Origin of the sequence: Paenibacillus sp. 79R4 (assembly GCF_013393165.1) — a bacterium.
Taxonomy (GTDB): Bacteria; Bacillota; Bacilli; order Paenibacillales; family Paenibacillaceae; genus Fontibacillus.
Window position 1 is genome coordinate 416,430 of sequence record NZ_QJOT01000002.1, and the last position, 17,200, is coordinate 433,629.

At 50.1% G+C, this 17,200-nt stretch carries 16 protein-coding genes and 1 riboswitch; of the genes, 8 read left to right on the forward strand and 8 right to left on the reverse strand.

From position 1 onward, the window contains the following. Positions 1 to 578: 578 nt before the first annotated feature. The 3 genes from DMN77_RS24115 (at position 579) to DMN77_RS03860 (ending at position 2,200) form a co-directional block, all read left to right on the forward strand. Entirely contained in the window at positions 579 to 1,238 is a 660-nt protein-coding gene (locus DMN77_RS24115; protein ID WP_218652840.1) for a collagen-like protein, read from the forward strand. 78 nt (positions 1,239 to 1,316) lie between these two features. After that, positions 1,317 to 1,422: riboswitch (guanidine-I (ykkC/yxkD leader) on the forward strand. 122 nt (positions 1,423 to 1,544) lie between these two features. Beyond that, positions 1,545 to 1,883 (forward strand): DMT family transporter, encoded by a 339-nt coding sequence (locus tag DMN77_RS03855; RefSeq protein WP_068781054.1) that lies wholly within the window; start codon positions 1,545 to 1,547, stop codon positions 1,881 to 1,883. A gap of 2 nt (positions 1,884 to 1,885) precedes the next feature. Then, positions 1,886 to 2,200: a DMT family transporter gene (locus DMN77_RS03860; RefSeq protein ID WP_068781055.1), complete on the forward strand. Its 315-nt coding sequence runs from the start codon at positions 1,886 to 1,888 to the stop codon at positions 2,198 to 2,200. Between the two features lie 101 nt (positions 2,201 to 2,301). On the opposite strand, the gene DMN77_RS03865 is transcribed toward DMN77_RS03860, so the two are convergent. Genes DMN77_RS03865 through DMN77_RS03875 form a run of 3 tightly spaced genes read right to left on the reverse strand, consistent with a single transcriptional unit; the run spans position 2,302 to position 4,585 of the window. Next, positions 2,302 to 3,030 carry a hypothetical protein gene (locus DMN77_RS03865; RefSeq protein ID WP_179013603.1) on the reverse strand — a complete coding sequence of 243 codons (729 nt, stop codon included), beginning with the start codon at positions 3,028 to 3,030 and terminating at the stop codon, positions 2,302 to 2,304. After that, positions 3,027 to 3,734 (reverse strand): fluoroquinolone export ABC transporter permease subunit, encoded by a 708-nt coding sequence (locus DMN77_RS03870; protein ID WP_068781057.1) that lies wholly within the window; start codon positions 3,732 to 3,734, stop codon positions 3,027 to 3,029. Before DMN77_RS03870 ends, DMN77_RS03865 begins: the two co-directional genes overlap by 4 nt. Then, positions 3,731 to 4,585 (reverse strand): ABC transporter ATP-binding protein, encoded by an 855-nt coding sequence (locus tag DMN77_RS03875; RefSeq protein ID WP_179013605.1) that lies wholly within the window; start codon positions 4,583 to 4,585, stop codon positions 3,731 to 3,733. Before DMN77_RS03875 ends, DMN77_RS03870 begins: the two co-directional genes overlap by 4 nt. Before the next feature lie 208 nt (positions 4,586 to 4,793). Here DMN77_RS03875 and DMN77_RS03880 point away from each other — a divergent pair, with 208 nt between their 5' ends. Beyond that, positions 4,794 to 5,381 (forward strand): TetR/AcrR family transcriptional regulator, encoded by a 588-nt coding sequence (locus DMN77_RS03880; protein ID WP_179013606.1) that lies wholly within the window; start codon positions 4,794 to 4,796, stop codon positions 5,379 to 5,381. Positions 5,382 to 5,460: 79 nt separating this feature from the next. On the opposite strand, the gene DMN77_RS03885 is transcribed toward DMN77_RS03880, so the two are convergent. After that, positions 5,461 to 5,652: a hypothetical protein gene (locus tag DMN77_RS03885; protein ID WP_068781060.1), complete on the reverse strand. Its 192-nt coding sequence runs from the start codon at positions 5,650 to 5,652 to the stop codon at positions 5,461 to 5,463. Continuing rightward, the gene (locus tag DMN77_RS03890; protein ID WP_179013608.1) at positions 5,645 to 6,802 is read right to left on the reverse strand and encodes a DUF4062 domain-containing protein; all 1,158 of its coding nucleotides are present in this window, start codon (positions 6,800 to 6,802) and stop codon (positions 5,645 to 5,647) included. The genes DMN77_RS03885 and DMN77_RS03890 overlap by 8 nt, the downstream gene beginning before the upstream one ends. A gap of 493 nt (positions 6,803 to 7,295) precedes the next feature. Here DMN77_RS03890 and DMN77_RS03895 point away from each other — a divergent pair, with 493 nt between their 5' ends. Beyond that, positions 7,296 to 7,892, forward strand: coding sequence for a nitroreductase family protein (locus DMN77_RS03895; protein WP_068781062.1), 597 nt, complete (start codon positions 7,296 to 7,298; stop codon positions 7,890 to 7,892). A 131-nt stretch (positions 7,893 to 8,023) separates the two neighbouring features. Here DMN77_RS03895 and DMN77_RS03900 read toward each other — a convergent pair whose 3' ends face one another. The 3 genes from DMN77_RS03900 to DMN77_RS03910 all read right to left on the reverse strand — a co-directional run bounded on the left by DMN77_RS03900 (position 8,024) and on the right by DMN77_RS03910 (position 10,440). Continuing rightward, entirely contained in the window at positions 8,024 to 8,998 is a 975-nt protein-coding gene (locus tag DMN77_RS03900) for an electron transfer flavoprotein subunit alpha/FixB family protein (protein WP_179013609.1), read from the reverse strand. A gap of 22 nt (positions 8,999 to 9,020) precedes the next feature. Then, positions 9,021 to 9,785, reverse strand: coding sequence for an electron transfer flavoprotein subunit beta/FixA family protein (locus DMN77_RS03905; protein ID WP_179013610.1), 765 nt, complete (start codon positions 9,783 to 9,785; stop codon positions 9,021 to 9,023). Between the two features lie 67 nt (positions 9,786 to 9,852). Next, positions 9,853 to 10,440, reverse strand: coding sequence for a fatty acid metabolism transcriptional regulator FadR (locus DMN77_RS03910; protein ID WP_179013611.1), 588 nt, complete (start codon positions 10,438 to 10,440; stop codon positions 9,853 to 9,855). A gap of 507 nt (positions 10,441 to 10,947) precedes the next feature. On the opposite strand from DMN77_RS03910, the gene DMN77_RS03915 reads away from it, so the two are divergent. The 3 genes from DMN77_RS03915 to DMN77_RS03925 all read left to right on the forward strand — a co-directional run bounded on the left by DMN77_RS03915 (position 10,948) and on the right by DMN77_RS03925 (position 16,907). Continuing rightward, positions 10,948 to 13,218: a (Fe-S)-binding protein gene (locus DMN77_RS03915; protein WP_179013680.1), complete on the forward strand. Its 2,271-nt coding sequence runs from the start codon at positions 10,948 to 10,950 to the stop codon at positions 13,216 to 13,218. Positions 13,219 to 13,307: 89 nt separating this feature from the next. Beyond that, positions 13,308 to 15,707, forward strand: coding sequence for a 3-hydroxyacyl-CoA dehydrogenase/enoyl-CoA hydratase family protein (locus tag DMN77_RS03920; protein WP_179013612.1), 2,400 nt, complete (start codon positions 13,308 to 13,310; stop codon positions 15,705 to 15,707). An 18-nt stretch (positions 15,708 to 15,725) separates the two neighbouring features. After that, a complete protein-coding gene (locus tag DMN77_RS03925; RefSeq protein ID WP_179013613.1) occupies positions 15,726 to 16,907 on the forward strand; it encodes an acetyl-CoA C-acyltransferase in 1,182 nt (393 codons plus the stop codon). Positions 16,908 to 17,200 lie beyond the last annotated feature (293 nt).

Here is a 17,200-nt window from a genome sequence, read left to right on the forward strand (position 1 = left end):
GTCTACACTCCTTTTTTGTCTATTTTAAAGTCTAAGTAAGTAACTCTCATAACTCTGCAATTATTATGTTAAAACATTAGGGAGCGGGTTACAAGCGAGGGAATATTTTAAGGATGCCTAGTTCTCGTGTTAATCGCATTGAGGGCTAATCCATAATTGATATAAATACTTTTGTCATTCGGTCAAGAATTTTTTCGGGATGCAACGTTATAATTTGTCCAGACAGAGTGTAAAGCCTGCAGCGTAAAAACCCGAAACAAGTTTTATGCCCATTCTATAAGTCTTTATGGGTATTAATACAGTACCTATGCTGGAAACGGAATATCCTGTTTAAAAAAGGTGATGTAAAAATGACATTCTGCTCCAAATATCCTTCTAAAAGGCGTGTGCCAAAGCTAAAACGTCGACGTAATAATTCTTGCCATCACAATACAAAAGGAAGACGAAGACGTCCTGGAGCTACAGGAGCCATATGTCTGCCGGGCCCCGCCGGACCCACGGGCCCTGCCGGAGCTATGGGTCTGCCAGGTCCTACTGGAGCTGTAGGTCCTGCGGGGGCAAGGGGACCCACAGGAGCTATGGGTCTGCCAGGTCCTACTGGAGCTGTAGGTCCTACGGGAGCTATAGGGCCAGCAGGGGTTATGGGCCAGCCAGGCCCCGTTGGAGCTACAGGCGCTACTGGAGCTGCAGGTGCTATTGGAGCCACAGGCGCTACCGGCGCTACTGGGGCCACAGGTGCTACCGGGGCTGCAGGTGCTATCGGAGCCACCGGAGCCACAGGCTTACCAGGTCCTACGGGAGCCACTGGAGAGGTTGTGTTGGCCTATGGTTCCTTAAGGGGAAATAGCATAGAGACGCCCGGGGCTGCATTTGAACCTGTACCCTTTAGTATCGTCGGTCCGTTATCCATGAATATCACAGTTAGTCCATCGGGTAATGAATTAGTCGTCGGTGAAAGTGGAATTTATCAAATCACAATCTCTATTAATGCCGAAGCCACAGTTGATCCAGATCCGTCAGAACCTTATTTAAATGCCATTATTACTAACAATGGTGTGCCGATTTTTGGGGATACAACGACCTTTTTCAAGATAGCAAATAGAAGCAGTTCCTCTTTTGTGATTCAAGCCCCTTTAGCAGCAGGAGATGAAATAGGTGTAAGTATTAGTACGGCTTTCCCTCAGTTAGGATATATGAATCGTTCATTAACGATAGTTCAATTAAGCAACTTAACATAAAGATACAGCAATTTTTGAAGGGTGGCATGGAATTAAGATAGATGTTAAAATAAGTGTGTATTGATAAGTTTAAGAGTACAATTTGTTCTCTAGGGTTCCGCAGCGGCTTGATGCTGGACTGGTCCGAGAGAGAACGCACAGGCACAAAAGTCTGTGGACACGGAGGGATAAAAGCCCGGGAGGATATCAGAAGGATATCTTCTCCGGGCTTTTTTTGGTTTTTTCGAGGTCTCGGAGAGGAGAGGTGATGTGAAGGGAACCTTAACTACCGTATCCATCTGAACATCGTTAGAGAGGAGTGAGGAAATGAGCCGTAACTGGTCACTAGTATTCATTGCTGGATTGCTTGAGATTAGCTGGGTCATCGGACTGAAGCATGCAGGAACCGCACTGGAATGGATGGGAACTGCGTTTTCGATTGTGTTCAGTATGTATCTGTTGATTCTGTCGACAAAGAAGCTGCCGGTAGGAACGGCGTATGCGGTATTTACAGGCATCGGAACCGCGGGTACCGTACTGACGGAGATGTTAATCTTCAATGAACCGGTCAAGCTGGCAAAAATTTTATTGATTTTGCTGCTGCTAGCCGGCGTAGTGGGTCTGAAAATGATTACGAAAGAGCATGGAGTGAAGGAGGAGGGATAGTCATGGCTTGGATCTTGCTTGTGTTGGCCGGATTCGGAGAGGTGCTGGGCGTGGCCGGAATCAATAAGCTGAACCAGCGTAAGGACATCGTATCCTTCTCCCTTTTGTTCGGCGGTTTTATTTTTAGTTTTGTATTGCTATCTATTGCAATGGAGTCGATCTCCATGGGAACTGCTTACGCGATCTGGACTGGAATTGGCACGGTGGGCAGCGCGCTTGTTGGAATGATTCTCTACGGAGAATCCAGAGAATGGAGAAGGATACTGTTCATCGCTATGGTTCTGTCCGCAGCCGTCGGGTTGAAGCTGATCGCTTAAGCGGCTAAGCGATAGTCATTAGCGCTTTATCATTTAACGCCCCCAAATCGTCAGTTATTTTTTTGACATTGGGGGCGTATTTAGAAATCATGCGTATAAGGTTAATCCTGTCTCCGCAAAAATCTGCGCAGCATCACATACACGGCCAGCAGATGAACGCATAATCCAGTCAATGTGAGCAGCAGCGCTCCCCACGGACCTTCTTCATAGCTGCGGCGCAGTATTTCGTAGATCCAAAAAGGGGGAAAGATGCCTAATCCATATTTTAAAGGGGGAGGTATGAACCATGCTGCCGCCGGAATGGCTACGATCAGACTCGCTCCTTTGGATAGGGCAAGACCCTCCACTTTATTAGCTGCAAAAGCAACCAGGAACAATGCGATAACAGGTGCTTCAAGCGCAGCCATCGGTACCAGGCATAATACCTGTGCTGTACTCACTGACTCGGGGGCCGCCACCAAGAGCAGGATCGCATCGTAAACAACGGACAGGATAACCGCCGTGGCGAGTCGGCATACCAGATAGCCGCTGCGGGATAGTGGCGTCACTGCAAAATATTGAATCAAATGGTCATCCCGCTCATCCAGCATCATATATCCGCACATACAGCCGAGAATCAGGCTAACCAGGAGAAGGGATACCGCGGTAATAAGACCGTAATATTCGGATAAGTTGAATTGGAAGTAAATCGCAAGCGCTTTGTCTGCCGCCGGCACTCCAAATTTTAGAGCGGACATAAGAAATAAGGGGGCAAGGAGATAGAAGAATAACATGGAATCCCGGCCAACGAGCTTCATATCGCTGCGGAGTAAACGCAGTGCAGGAATCATGATCCATCCCCTCCCAACCTCAGCATAATAAACTTCCGGAAAGAATACCGCGTCCAGAGGAAAGCAAGACCACCCCAGCCTGCAAGCAGCAGAACCGCATATAGGATTTGCAACCAGGGCATGGGCTCGAAGGCTGCACGGAGCAGGATGAACGAACCTTGAGTTGGCAATATATAATAAAAGGGCGTAGACCAGATAGGAAGATAGTCCATTATCGGCAGCATGAACACGAATGTCACCACAGTAGACAGAAAGAAGAAACCGTTTAATGAGCGGGAGCGAAAGGCCACGGCCATGCCCAGCAGCGTGAAAAATACAGACGTCAGGAACACACCGGTTATAAACAACAGAGGATTTGTCGTAAAGCCAAATTGACTGATATGAATCAAATAGCTGCTGATCATAGATAACAAAGTAAGCGACAGTGTTTTTGACACCATGTACTCCTCAGGCTTATAAGGCGTAACAAATAGTGTATGATGAATATCCTGGCCTTTTTCCAACAACACCAGGCCACCGATAAAGAAAAAGCCAAGCATGCTTGGATCGGTAAACGTTAGCAAAATATCGGCCATTTCACGAGAGGAAGCAGGCAAAAGGCGCAATAACCCAATGTAGAATAGGCTGATCACCAGGTAAGCATAATAAAATCCGTGTCTATGCTGCAATTTAATATCGTATGCGATGGCGCCCGCCATTCTCATTCCAGATTCCTCCCCGTTACCTTGATAAAAATCTCCTCCAGAGTGGCTTCCTCCGTATGAATCGTTTCAATTTCTTCCCGAAGCAGCAGTTCCGTGAATATCGGATTAGCCCCGATTCCGCTTAATGCGAAATGTTCTTGTGTTACTTGCTTCCCTTTCCTGTACTCCACCCGGACACGCCATTTGCCATGCTGCACTTTTAATTCACGAGGGGTGTCAATAAGAGCGATTTGTCCGTCAACGATAAAAGCGATCCGATCGCAAATTTCTTCTGCCGTGCGCATATTGTGCGTTGTAATCAGAATCGTTTTCCCCTCGGCTTTCATTTGCAGAATGATCTCCATGACTATCCGGGCATTTACTGGGTCCAGTCCAGAGGTTGGCTCATCCAGAAATAAAATATCAGGTTGATTCAGCAGCGCACGACACAGGTTAAGCCTCATTTTCATTCCTTTGGAGAAGTTCTCTACCTTGGTATGGCCGTATTTCGCAAGTCCGACTCTTTCCAGCAGCTCCTCAGGTTTGTGCGTTGCTCCCTTATAGAGAGAACGAAACAGACGGAGATTCTCCAGCGCGGTAAATCGCCCATAAAAATTAGGAAACTCAAAGGCCACGCCAATTCTCTCGTAATAATCAGATTTAGCCTCGCAGACATTTCTCCCCAAAACGGTAACCTGCCCTTCATATTGCTTCAGGATGCCGATAAGGATTTTCTGAGCCGTGCTCTTGCCGGCACCTGAGGGACCCAGGAAACCAAATATTTCCCCCTGCGGAATGGAGAAGTTGAGCCCGTGCAGAACCCGTTCCTTGCTTCCGGGATACTTGTATGTCAAATCAGTTGCTTCAATCATAAATCCTCCAGCTCCTCTTCATAAAATAGTGTAGTAACATCCAGATCCGTTCACGCGCTGTTGATTGGCTCCAATAATGAATTGTAATTCACTTTTAAAATACGCTGATCCATTTATAAAGTCAAGATCATTTCATCCCCTTTTAGAAGTGCGTTGACAACTCAGTTCGGACATGCCTATATTTAAAAGTGAATGGAGGTTCACACTTATGCAGGTTTTAAAAGACGAGCTGCGGCAAGCTATGCTGAGAGTGGCACAAAATATGTTCCTGGATCCCGGTTATGAGAAGACATCCATGAAGGATATCGCGGCTAAAGTGGGGGTATCGGTGGGCAACTTGTATCGTTATTTTCCCAATAAAGAAGCCTTGCTGGAGTCCGTTACGATGCCGGCATACGAACGGTTGCTTGAGCTTATGGAAAATAGTGAGGAGATCTCGGCGGATCGTATGCCGATGATCCTGGATCAATTAGAGAGCTTGCTGGCGGAGTTCCTGCGCGAATATCGGCAGAGTTTGCTGATTTTATTGTACAAAAGCAAGGGAACACGGCAAGAAAATATAAGAAATGAATTTTTTGATCGCTTTGTTAGTCATGTTGAGATGCATTTTGCGGATCATAACCGGAAGACGTCAGCAGCGAAGCAGCTCAACTCGGATGCGGCGCGGCCGCTGGCGATTGCGTTTTTGGAAGGATATTTTGAGATCATTCGCCTTTATAGCGAGGAAGAGCAGATCGTCCAGGCTGCCCGGGCATACGTAACCATCTGGTTCTCAGGACTACAGATTTTGCTGTAGCGGACAAATAGAAAAAGCCTGAGCCGGTATAAAAACCAGCCACAGGCCTTGTTCATAAACGTCAGGGAAGCGACTTAATTCATGCCCGTTTGGTTGCTTGGGCGAATCGATCCTTGATTTGTTTGCTGTTACGTTTCACAGCAATTCGCTGTTCCTCCAATATTTGCGACGAATCCTTCTTAGGAGGGGCAAATAATAATGCTTCCTTGGGCTGAATTCCAATCGCTTTGCTTACCCGTCCATTCTTGGATACGAATACACCGCTACCCACGCTGCATCCCTCCTAGACTTAGTTTTATGAATTCGATAATAACAGGATTTTTACTTATTATAGCATGGTTTACACTTTCTTTATAGCGGATAAACTTCCTATAATCCCAATCAGGTTCAGCCGGATAATGTAAAGTGATGACATAAGGCCCGGAACGGATGCAATAGTAGAACATATTCTTGGCGGCGGTGAAGAAGACCTGTTCACGCTGATCGCCCATCTGGTAAGTTAAAACGGCATAGGAGCTCTTGTTGTCCAGCTTATAGTACGGAGGGCCTTGCGCCTTGCCACATTTGGCGACCAGATGAAGTTGATCCTCCTGGCTCACATACAGGGTTATTGCGGAGCAATCTCCATAGCTTCCGACACTCTCCGTCATATATTTCCCGTAGCCGTGTTCAATCATACCCCCGCAGGCGCGATCCTTAATCAGATTCAGAAATTTCTCCGCGTCACGAAAGCCGCTGATCTGCATTTGCGGCATTAAACCAGCGATCAGATCAAAAGCCTCATCCAATTGCTCCAGCCGGTTGCCGCTAAGCTGGATGGACTCCTCAAGCGGAAGCAGAAGGGAGCCCCTGCGCAGTAGATCGCTAAAATAGCTTCTCCAGTCGATGGGTACCCCCAATGATAAATCATCTACATACACGCTGCGCAAAATCATGTCGTAGAGGAAATACCATACATAAGGGTCGATATGCCCGGGAACTTGCTTATGTTTACGAAGTGCATCCATCATATGAAGCGGGGAAGGGAAGCGTTCCTCTTTGCTGATATATTGATCGATATATTGGTCAAGCAGCGGCTTGACGGTACTGAAGAAGATCCGCTTAACCTCGACATCCGCGAATACCAGGATGGTAACTTCCTGTTCCTGCGCTTTGATAAATTCCAGGTGAGTGATCGTTCTTTCCGCCGCCTTATCATAGGTGCCGGCCTTGCTGGCGATGAACAACAGATAGATATCGCATTGCTCAACCGCTTGCAGACAGAGTGTAACGGGATCAGCGCTAGCCAGCCACGGTCCGATATTCTCCTCCCACATCACCGGCTCATGGCCAAGGGTCTGAAGCTCATGAAACACGCTTTTGCGCAGCGGCTTCAGCCCATCCTCGTTCACAGAACTTATGAAGATTTTCGTTCTTGCCAAGGTATGTAACACTCCTATAATCGTTTTTTCCAGTATAACCCATGTAAACCCGGATAGGAATATATCATTGGTCATGCTTATAGAGGAAGGGGGCTAAAAAGTCCGTCTCTCCATTCCTGGCTACATCTCACTGAGGCACTGTGTGCAATAAACCTAAAGAAGGGCTCTAACTGCGCAGCCTACTCAAAGCTTGCGTCCACAGGCGCTCATCATGGGATGAGTCAGTGAGGACATCCCGCGTTTGGCCCTAATCGTAGTCAGCGTTGGTGCTGAATACCCGTTTAGTCCTTGTTATGCGCTTACTTTTTGAATGTAGATAACTTTTTATGAAAAAGTACTTGCAATAGGCAGATCGCTTGTGTAATATATAAATATAAGTCGCTGATAAATAGTTAGTACAGAACTTTATTTTAGAGAATTGGCCTATAATTGTTGAATGGTTTGCAGTTTTAAGGCCAAAATAAGATGAAAATGGATAGGAGAATGAATAATAATGAGTCAATTTGTCGATTTGCTGAAGAACAGACGCAGTGTGTATGGAATTAACAAGGAAACGGTTATTTCTGATGAGAAGATTGAAGAAATCGTAAAAGAAGCGATCCTTCACACTCCTTCATCTTTCAATTCGCAATCTTCCCGCGTGTTGCTCGTGCTGAATGAGCAGCATGACAAGCTGTGGAATATTACCGAGGATACTCTGAAAAAGGTGGTTCCCGCTGAAAACTTCGGACCTACCGCTGAGAAGATGGCCGGATTCCGCGCTGGTTATGGTACAGTGCTGTTCTTCGAGGATCAAGCTGTAGTTGAAGGCTTGCAGCAACAATTCGAGCTTTACAAAGACAACTTCCCAGTATGGTCCAACCAATCCAGCGGCATGTTGCAATTGGTTGTCTGGACTGCGCTTGCCAATGAAGGCTTTGGTGCAACGCTTCAACATTACAACCCGCTGATTGATGATGCTGTGAAGGCGGAGTGGAATGTTCCAGCTTCCTGGAAGCTGATTGCCCAAATGCCATTTGGCAAACCAACGGCACAGCCGGGCGAGAAGCAATTCGCTCCAGTCGAAGACCGCATTAAAGTCGCAAAATAAGCTATTAATAGGATAAAGGCTGTCCCTGAGAAGATCGCATAGCGGTCTCGCGGGGGCAGCCTTCGTGTTTATTCAGGCAAACCTTAGTTCTATGAACGGTTGGCCCTTATTTGCGTACTGATCTGTCGCACTTAGTTGGTCACGAGCAGTTTCCTGAATTCTTCCGTCAGGATGGGGACGACCTCAAAGAGATCGCCAACGATTCCATAATCCGCGATTTTGAAGATCGGGGCCTCCGGGTCTTTGTTAATGGCGATAATGATGCGGGATTGACTCATTCCGGCCAAATGCTGAATCGCTCCGCTAATGCCACAGGCGATATAAATTTCAGGTGTGACCACTTTACCGGTCTGGCCGATCTGCAATGAATAGTCGCAGTAGCCGGCATCACAAGCGCCACGTGAAGCGCCGACAGCTCCCTGAAGTACATCGGCCAGTTCCTGGAGAGGCTGAAAGCCCGCTTTGCTCTTGACTCCACGGCCACCAGAGACGACGACTTTAGCTTCCGTGAGATCGATTCTCCCAGCCGATTTACTAACAACCTCTTGAATTGCGCTGCGAAGCAAAGTTGATGGAGTAGAGGATAATTCGGTAATGGAAGAAGGCGTGTCAGCAGGCTGAGCAGGTGCAATATTGTTAGGGCGAATCGTGATGACTTGAGGTGAACTGTTGAACTGTCTGTTCTCGAATGCTTTTCCGGCGTAGAGGGGACGGGTATAAGTGATGGCCTCGCCGGTATCGGAGATCGCTGTAACATCGGAGATTTGCCCGGCGCTTAAATGAGCGGCAAGCTGTGGGGCGAGATCGCGCCCGATGGCGGTATGGCCGAAGAATACGGCATGGGGCTTGAGCGGTTCCAAGGCTTGGATTAACGCTGCAAAATAGGTCTCCGCCTGATAGGCGGCCAAATCAGGATGATCGATCATAATTACCTCTGCATAAAGTGCCAGCTGGTCAGCAGCTTCCTTGAGATGATGTCCAAGCAGCAGGGCGATCCGTTGATCCTCTTCATGACTGGCCAGGGCGGCGGCTTGAACCGCCTCAAGACTGATCTGGCGCAGTCGCCCGTCCTTGGTCTCGGCTACGATGACATAGGTGTTCCCCATAGGAAATTCCTCCTTCATTTTATTAAATGACTTTGTCCTCGCTCCTAAGCAGGTGTACTAGCTCTACGGTCTGTTCCTGAATCGTTCCTTGCAGTATGCGGCCGCTCTTGCGTTCGGCGGGCAGGGAGAGGGCGGTGCGTATTGTTTTCGGGGATATGTCCGCAATCCCATTTAGCTGCTGCGGCTCCAGGGTGAGAAAAGGCTTCTTCTTAGCCTTCATAATCCCGGGCAGGGAAGGGTAACGCGGTTCATTAAGGCCTTGCTGGGCGGTGAAAAGGGCAGGCAAACGAATTTCAATCTTCTCGGTATCGCCTTCCGCATCGCGGGTAACGGTGGCTTGATCGGAAGTCATTTGCAGTTGGGTAATGGCGGAGGCATGGGGAATTTCAAGCAATCTGGCCAGTCGCACCGCGGTCTGGCCAGCGCCGTTGTCGACCGAGAAATAGCCGCCGAGAATGAGATCGAAGGCTTGATCGCGGAAGTAGGCGGCCAGAAGCGAGGAGATAGTGAATTCATCACTCTCGCTATCGTCATTCTGGATCAGAACAGCCTGATCCGCCCCCATGGCCAGAGCTGTCCTTAGTGCTTCGGCGACCCTGGCCGGGCCAACAGATACTACGGTAACTGCACCGCCATGCTGTTCCTTCTGACGCAACGCCTCTTCAACCGCATACTCATCATAGGGATTGAGAATAAACTTGACGCCAGCTTCGGCAATTTTGCCTTCTTGTATACTGATTTTTTCCTCGGTGTCAAAGGTTTGTTTCAGGATTACGAAGATGTTCATTCATCATACTCCTTTCAAATCTTTTTTTAGAGGTAGTTCAAAAAGTCCAAGTTTGATCGACTCAATCTCAGACCTGCTTTAAGCCTCGGATGAAAAAATCCACCGTGTTGGCTACCTGGGCCGTCAAGGAGTATTTCTGTCCCGAAATCAGCCATGAGGTGACGACCTCGTCCATAGCCCCGAAGATTAACTGACGTGTTAATCTCGTGTCCAGGTTCTTACGGAAGCTCCCGTCTGCAACGCCCTTTACCAGAATATGCTCGATTAATTGAATATAGGGCTTTACGGCCTGACCAATCGCTTTGCGCAGCTCCAGGGAGCTCTGGCGCAGCTCGATTTGTGTCACATAGGCCAGATGAATATTTTCCTCGAGTAGGGAGAAGTGGATATCGCATATTTTGTACAAGGCTTCCTCGGCGCTGTCTTGTTCAGAGATGTTATTTTTGAACGACTCCACAAGGCTGCCCAAGCGATTCTGGAACAGGGAAATGAGGATATCTTCCTTGTTTTTGAAATATAGATATATCGTACCGTCCGCAACTCCGGCTTCTTTGGCGATTCGGGCCACCTGCGATCCGTGAAATCCATTCTCGGCGATCACCTTCTCCGCGGCATCCAAAATCATTTCAAATTTTTCCTGTTTTCTACTTGTCATCCTGACACCTCAATGTTAAAATTTGAATCGAATGAATGAACACTCATTCATTTTTTATTCATCTTAGGTGAAAGCGCTTTTGTTGTCAAGATGAATCTTTGATTTAAGAGGTGTTCAAAAGGTCGGTTTTCGGCACCGGGGGGTTGAATGAAGCTAGGCATGAGGAGCGGAGCGTACGTTTTCGTAGAAAACGACTTCGTAAGGATTTGCTTGTAGAGAGTGCATGAGCATCTAAAATATTTTCTGAGGGAAAATGACCTCGTAAGCCTCTACTTTTGGGCCCGGCTAAATTCATGATCCGATGCCCAATAAGCTCTCCGTGCTGCTTTGTGTTAGATATAGAATTGTTTCGTTATTAGCGAAGCTGATGAAATTCTATATCGCAAGAGAACCTGCCTTAGCATCGCGATCGCGCATCCTTGAGTAACTTCGATCGGTTTTCTTATTAAAATCGGACTTTTTTGAACAACTTTCAAAAGGAGGGCGGGTGAAGTAAACGTGTGGCAAATGCTGCAATGGATTATGTTCCTGCTGGTAACGGGTTATGCCATTTATTTATTTTATAAAGCGGTATACCATCGTTATCTGTACTTGAGCCTAGGGCGTCCCGTAGAGTTTCGAGCCAGAAGCAGGCTCTCCTGGAACCACTGGAGCGAATTTCTGAGCCAGGTATTCGGACAACGGAAATTGCTAAAAGACTGGCGCAGCGGAATCATGCACATCGTGATTTTTTACGGATTCATTATTTTGCAGTTTGGTGCCATCGATTTGATTGTCAAAGGACTCACCCAAGGGGGGCATCTGCCGCTGCCTGGTTATCATCTATTCGGGCTTAGCCAGGAAGTGACGGTTCTGCTGATTCTGATCGCAATCGCTTATGCGGCCTATCGCAGATACGGTGAACGACTGCCGCGCTTGAAGAAAGGCTGGAAACCTAGCCTTGTTCTCATCCTGATCTCGTCCATTATGCTGACGGTTTTGCTCTCATTAAGCCTGGAGCGTATTTGGTTCCAATTAGACCCATCTCTCTATGCACCCATATCCTCACTCATATCTCTAGCACTCCAAGCTTTATCCACCTCTGCTGCTGAAGTGCTTTTCTACCTCTTCTGGTGGCTGCATCTTATCATCTTGTTAATCTTTCTAGTGTATATTCCGCAATCGAAGCATTTTCATCTGATTACAGCACCGATTAATATTTGGCTGCGTCGTACGGAACCGCCGGGTCGCCTGACCCGCATCGATCTGGAGGACGAAGAAGCGGAGAGCTTTGGAGCCGGGGCGATCACGGACTTTACACGCAAGCAAATGCTCGACTTCTACGCTTGTGTAGAATGCGGGCGCTGCACGAATGTATGTCCAGCCTCTAATACGGGCAAACCGCTGTCGCCTATGCACCTGATCACGAAGCTGCGCGATCATCTGATCGATGTCGGTACCGAACAGACCGGAAAATCGCCATGGCAGCCATCCTATGCCTTTGCCTCTTCACAAACCGCTTCACATCAGTTAGGTGAGCTGAAAAATTCAGCTGTAGCCTGGATAGATTCAAGTCTGCCAACAGAGAGCGGTGAGGCCGGAGCCATGCTGCAGGAGGTGTCGGCGGGAAGTGAAGAAGCGGCAAATAAGTTAGCCGTTTTGCAACCTCTGCCACCGATTACGGATATTCGTCCAACACTGGATTGGCAGTCTACAGTCTGGGGGGTCCGGGATCGAAGCGATTCGGGGACTGCCGGTGTAACAGGCGCCGCTGAGCTGGAGCTGATCGGGGATGTGATGACAGAGGAGGAAATCTGGTCATGCACTACCTGCCGGAATTGTGAGGATCAATGTCCTGTCGGCAATGAGCATGTCGACAAGATTATTGACCTGCGCCGTCACCTTGTACTCATGCAGGGCAGTATTCCGCAAGAAGGTAGGCGGGCGCTGCAAAATATCGAGCGGCAGGGCAACCCTTGGGGGATCAGCCGAAATGAACGCTTGAATTGGACCGCTGAGCTGGAAGGGCTGTCTGTGCCGACGGTGCATGACAATCCGCAATTTGAATATTTGTACTTTGTTGGTTCGATGGGGTCTTATGATCTGCGCAGTCGTAAAATTTCCCGTTCTTTCGCCAGGCTTATGCTGGAGGCGGGCATCAACTTCGCCGTTCTCGGCAACGAAGAGAAAAATTCCGGCGATACGCCAAGGCGGATGGGCAATGAGTTCCTGTTCCAGCAGCTGTGTCAGGAGAACATCGCATTGTTCCAGCAGTATGGGGTACGTAAGATTGTGACGGCGGATCCACATGCCTTTAACACCTTTAAAAACGAATATCCCGAATTCGGACTTGAGGATGTTGAGGTCATTCACCACACCCAATTGCTGGAGCGGCTCATCAAAGAAGGGAAGCTGTCGCTTCGCCATGAGGTGCGGGAAAAAATGACGTACCACGATTCCTGTTATCTGGGACGGTATAACGGTATTTATGAAGCGCCAAGGGAAATTCTTCGCCGGATTCCCGGGATGGAGCTGGCGGAGATGAAGCGCTCGCGTGAGAATGCGATGTGCTGCGGAGCCGGCGGCGGTCTGATGTGGATGGAGGAAACGGGCGGCAAGCGAATTAATTTGGCTCGGACAGAGCAGGCCCTTGAGGTATCTCCAACGATGATCGGCAGCGGATGTCCGTATTGTCTTACGATGCTGGAGGACGGAGTCAAAATGAAGGAGCTTGATGTGAGGACAAAGGATATTGCCGAGATTGTGGAGCTGTCGGTATTTGGCGGGTCCTTGGCCTAACGGAACCTTAGGTTTACCCTGCGCTTGCGCATTTAAAAGATAGTTAGACGGCATTTAAAGTGAATTTCATGGGTTGGAGGTAGGTGTAGATGAATAGATCGATTTCCAAAGCCGTAGTTATCGGTTCGGGCATTATGGGTTCCGGGATTGCGGCGCAGCTTGCCAATGCGGGAATTGCTTGTTCGCTGCTCGATATCGTGCCTGCGGAAATGACGGAAATGGAGCAGGCCAAGGGATATTCACTTAAGGATTCGGCGGTAAGGAACCGCTTCGCTACAGCAGCTATAGCCGATCTGCTCAAAAGAAAGCCAGCGCCGCTATATGATGAAGCATTTGCGGCTCGCATCCGGCCCGGCAATCTGGAAGACCATTTGCATTGGATTCAGGATGCGGACTGGGTGATCGAGGTCGTAGTAGAAAATCTGGCGGTGAAGCGGGACCTTCTCGCCAAGATGGAGCCGCATTGGAAGCCTGGCGTTCTGGTCAGCACCAATACATCAGGGATATCGATTGAGGCGATGAGTGAGGGCAGATCCTTAGATTTCCGTAAGCATTTCATGGGAACACATTTTTTTAACCCTCCGCGGTATATGAAGCTGCTGGAGATTATTCCCGGCCAGCACACAGAGCCTGCACATGTCGACCGGCTGCGAGAAGTTGCGGAGCGTGCTTTGGGCAAGACGGTGGTGATTGCCAAAGATACGCCTAATTTTATTGCCAACCGCATTGGCACGTACGGATTGCTGGTCACCCTGCGCGAGATGCTGCGGCGAGGATATACCGTTGAGGAGGTAGATGCTGTAACCGGTCCGGCCATGGGACGTCCGAAAAGCGCAACCTTTCGCACACTCGATTTGGTTGGCCTCGATACTTTCCTTCATGTTGCGGACAATGTGCGGGAGCATGTGCAGGATGAAAGCGAGATCGAGGTATTCACTGTGCCGGAGCCGCTCCAGCAGATGGTGAGGCAGGGCTGGCTCGGCGAGAAATCGGGTCAGGGCTTCTATCGCAAGCTCAAAGAGCAGGGCAAGAGACAGATTCTGGCTTTGAACCTGGAGGGCTTCACGTACGAGCCGCAGGTAAAGCCGTCCTCAGGTTCACTGCAAGCCGCAAAGGCCGCGAAAGGAAGTAAAGCGAAGCTAAAGGCGCTGCTCAGCGGAGGGGATCGTTATTCCGATCTGGCCTGGAATGTGTTGAAGCCCGTGCTGCTCTATTCCGCAGTCAAGCTCGGTGAGATCGCGGACAATATCCGCGAGATCGACGAAGCGATGAAATGGGGCTTCAATTGGGAGATGGGGCCGTTCGAGACCTGGGATGCGATTGGCCTGGTTCCGTCTGTGAGAAGGATGGAAGCCGAGGGTCTGCAAATTCCGGGCTGGGTTAGCGAATGGATCGCAGCGGGCAACACCTCATTTTATAAAAGAGTGGAAGGCCAGCTGTTCCATGTGCTGAGCGGAAAATACAAAGCGGTAGAACAGCCGCCGCAGATCATCTCGCTGCGTGATTTGAAGGAGCAGAAGCAAGTGCTTCGAAGCAACACTGGCGCAAGCTTGCTTGATCTGGGCGATGGCGTGGCCTGTCTGGAGTTCCATTCCCCGAACAATGCGATCGGCGAGGATATTCTCAGCATGATTACGCAGAGCCAGGAAGAGGTCAGGAAGCGTGGTTATGCCGGATTGGTCATTGCCAATCAGGGGCGCAACTTTTGCGTCGGCGCTAATCTGATGCTTCTGCTGATGGAAGCGGAGGATGAGGAATGGGATGAGGTCGATGATATTATTGCGCTGTTCCAGAACACGATGTATCAATTGAAATATTTTGAGAGGCCCGTCGTTGCTGCGCCGCACCGAATGACGCTTGGCGGGGGAGTTGAGGTTTGCCTGCCCGCCGATCAGGTGATCGCCGCGGCGGAGACATACTATGGCCTGGTCGAGGTTGGCGTTGGCCTGATTCCCGCCGGTGGCGGCTGCAAGGAGCTGACGCTGCGGGCGAGTATGCAGGCTCATTTACCTGAGGCGGATCTGCAGCCGTATATCAATCGACTGTTCGAGACGATTGGCATGGCGAAGGTGTCAACCAGCGGACATGATGCGAAGCGTCTCGGTTATCTGAGAGCGAGCGACCGGGTGGTAGTCAACCCGGACTACGCGATTTATGAAGCGAAGCAGGCGGTGCTGCGCTTGGCCGGCTCCGGTTATGAGCCGATGCAGGAGAGCAAGCTGCGCGTTGTGGGCGCCGAAGGCAAAGCCGTACTGCAGCTTGGAGCCATCGGCATGAGGGAGAGCGGGTATATCAGCGATCATGATCTTCTGATCGCAAAGAAGCTGGCGCATGTGCTCTCTGGTGGAGATGTGCCCGCAGGTACCTGGGTCAGTGAGCGGTATATGCTCGACCTGGAGCGGGAAGCATTCCTGAGTCTGTGCGGTGAGGTAAAGACAAGGCAGCGCATGAAGCATATGCTGACGACAGGCAAGCCGCTGCGGAATTAGCTGGGGAGGGAAAAGATCATGAGGGAAGCAGTCATCGTATCGTTGGCGCGGACAGCGGTCGGCAAGGCGAAAAAAGGCGGCCTCGTTCAAACCCGTGCCGATGAGTTGGGCAAAGCCGTACTGGAAGCGGCGGTAGAGCGGGCCCCTGGCCTGCAAAAAGAAGATGTCGAAGATGTTATCATCGGCTGTGCGATGCCGGAGGGGGAACAGGGACTGAATGTTGCCCGCATTATGGCGCTGTATGCCGGGTTCCCGGTGACGGTTCCGGCCCTGACCGTGAATCGCTTCTGCTCCTCGGGACTGCAGTCGATCGCTTTTGCTGCGGAACGGATCATGCTGGGGCACGCAGATGTAATTATTGCCGGGGGCGTTGAAAGTATGAGCCATGTGCCGGTGACCGGCTTTAAGGTGTCGCCGAACCCGCGCATCGTGGAGCAATATCCGGAGGTGTATATCGGGATGGGGCATACGGCCGAGCGCGTAGCGGAGAAGTTCGGGATCAGCCGTGAGGATCAGGACGCTTTTGCCCTGCGTTCGCATCAGCGGGCTGCGGCGGCGATTGCCTCCGGAAAGTTCGCGGAGGAAATCATTCCGATCCGGACGGAGTTCAGGGATGTCGAGGACTCCGGAAAGTTGAGATCGAGGATCAAGATCTTTGATACGGCTGAAGGTGTGCGCGCGGATACGACGCTGGGTGCGCTCTCTAAGCTGGCGCCGAGCTTCAAGGCCGGCGGTACGGTAACGGCTGGGAACGCATCGCAAATGAGTGACGGCGCTGCCGCGCTGGTCGTCATGAGCAGGGACAAGGCGGAGCAATTGCAGCTTGAGCCTCTGGCGCCGTTCCGTTCCTTTGCGGTATGCGGCGTTGAACCGGAGCTGATGGGCGTCGGACCGGTTAAAGCGATCCCCAAGGCGCTGGCGATGGCCGGAATTACGGCCGAGGATGTGGCCTTGTATGAAATCAATGCAGCGTTTGCTTCGCAATGCTTGCATATTATTCGCGAGCTTGGGCTGGATGAGGAGCAAGTGAATGTGAACGGGGGCGCGCTCGCGCTCGGCCATCCGCTCGGCTGCACAGGAGCGAAGCTAAGCGCTTCGCTGATCTCTGAGCTGCGCAGGCGCGGCGGCGGCTATGGCGTCGTCTCGATGTGCATCGGCGGCGGCATGGGGGCAGCCGGAGTATTTGGGGTGCATGGATAGAGTTGCCGGGGCTGCATAACGAGACAGGGCATCGCTAATTTGCTCAAAAACAGGTCTCCAAAATTCTAACGAAACGTGATAACGCTATTCGGCCAAAAACAGGCCTCTAAAAATTCTAACGAAACGTGGTATCGCTATTTAGCGCAAATGGAGGCCTGAAGCTTGAATTTAGCTCAAATAACGATCTGTAGTTTCGTTAGATCTGAAAACGGGCTGTTTTGGCGGTAATAGCGATCTGTAGTTTCGTTAGAGAACCGGTCGCTGGAAAACTTGACCGAGGTAACGGGCTGGGG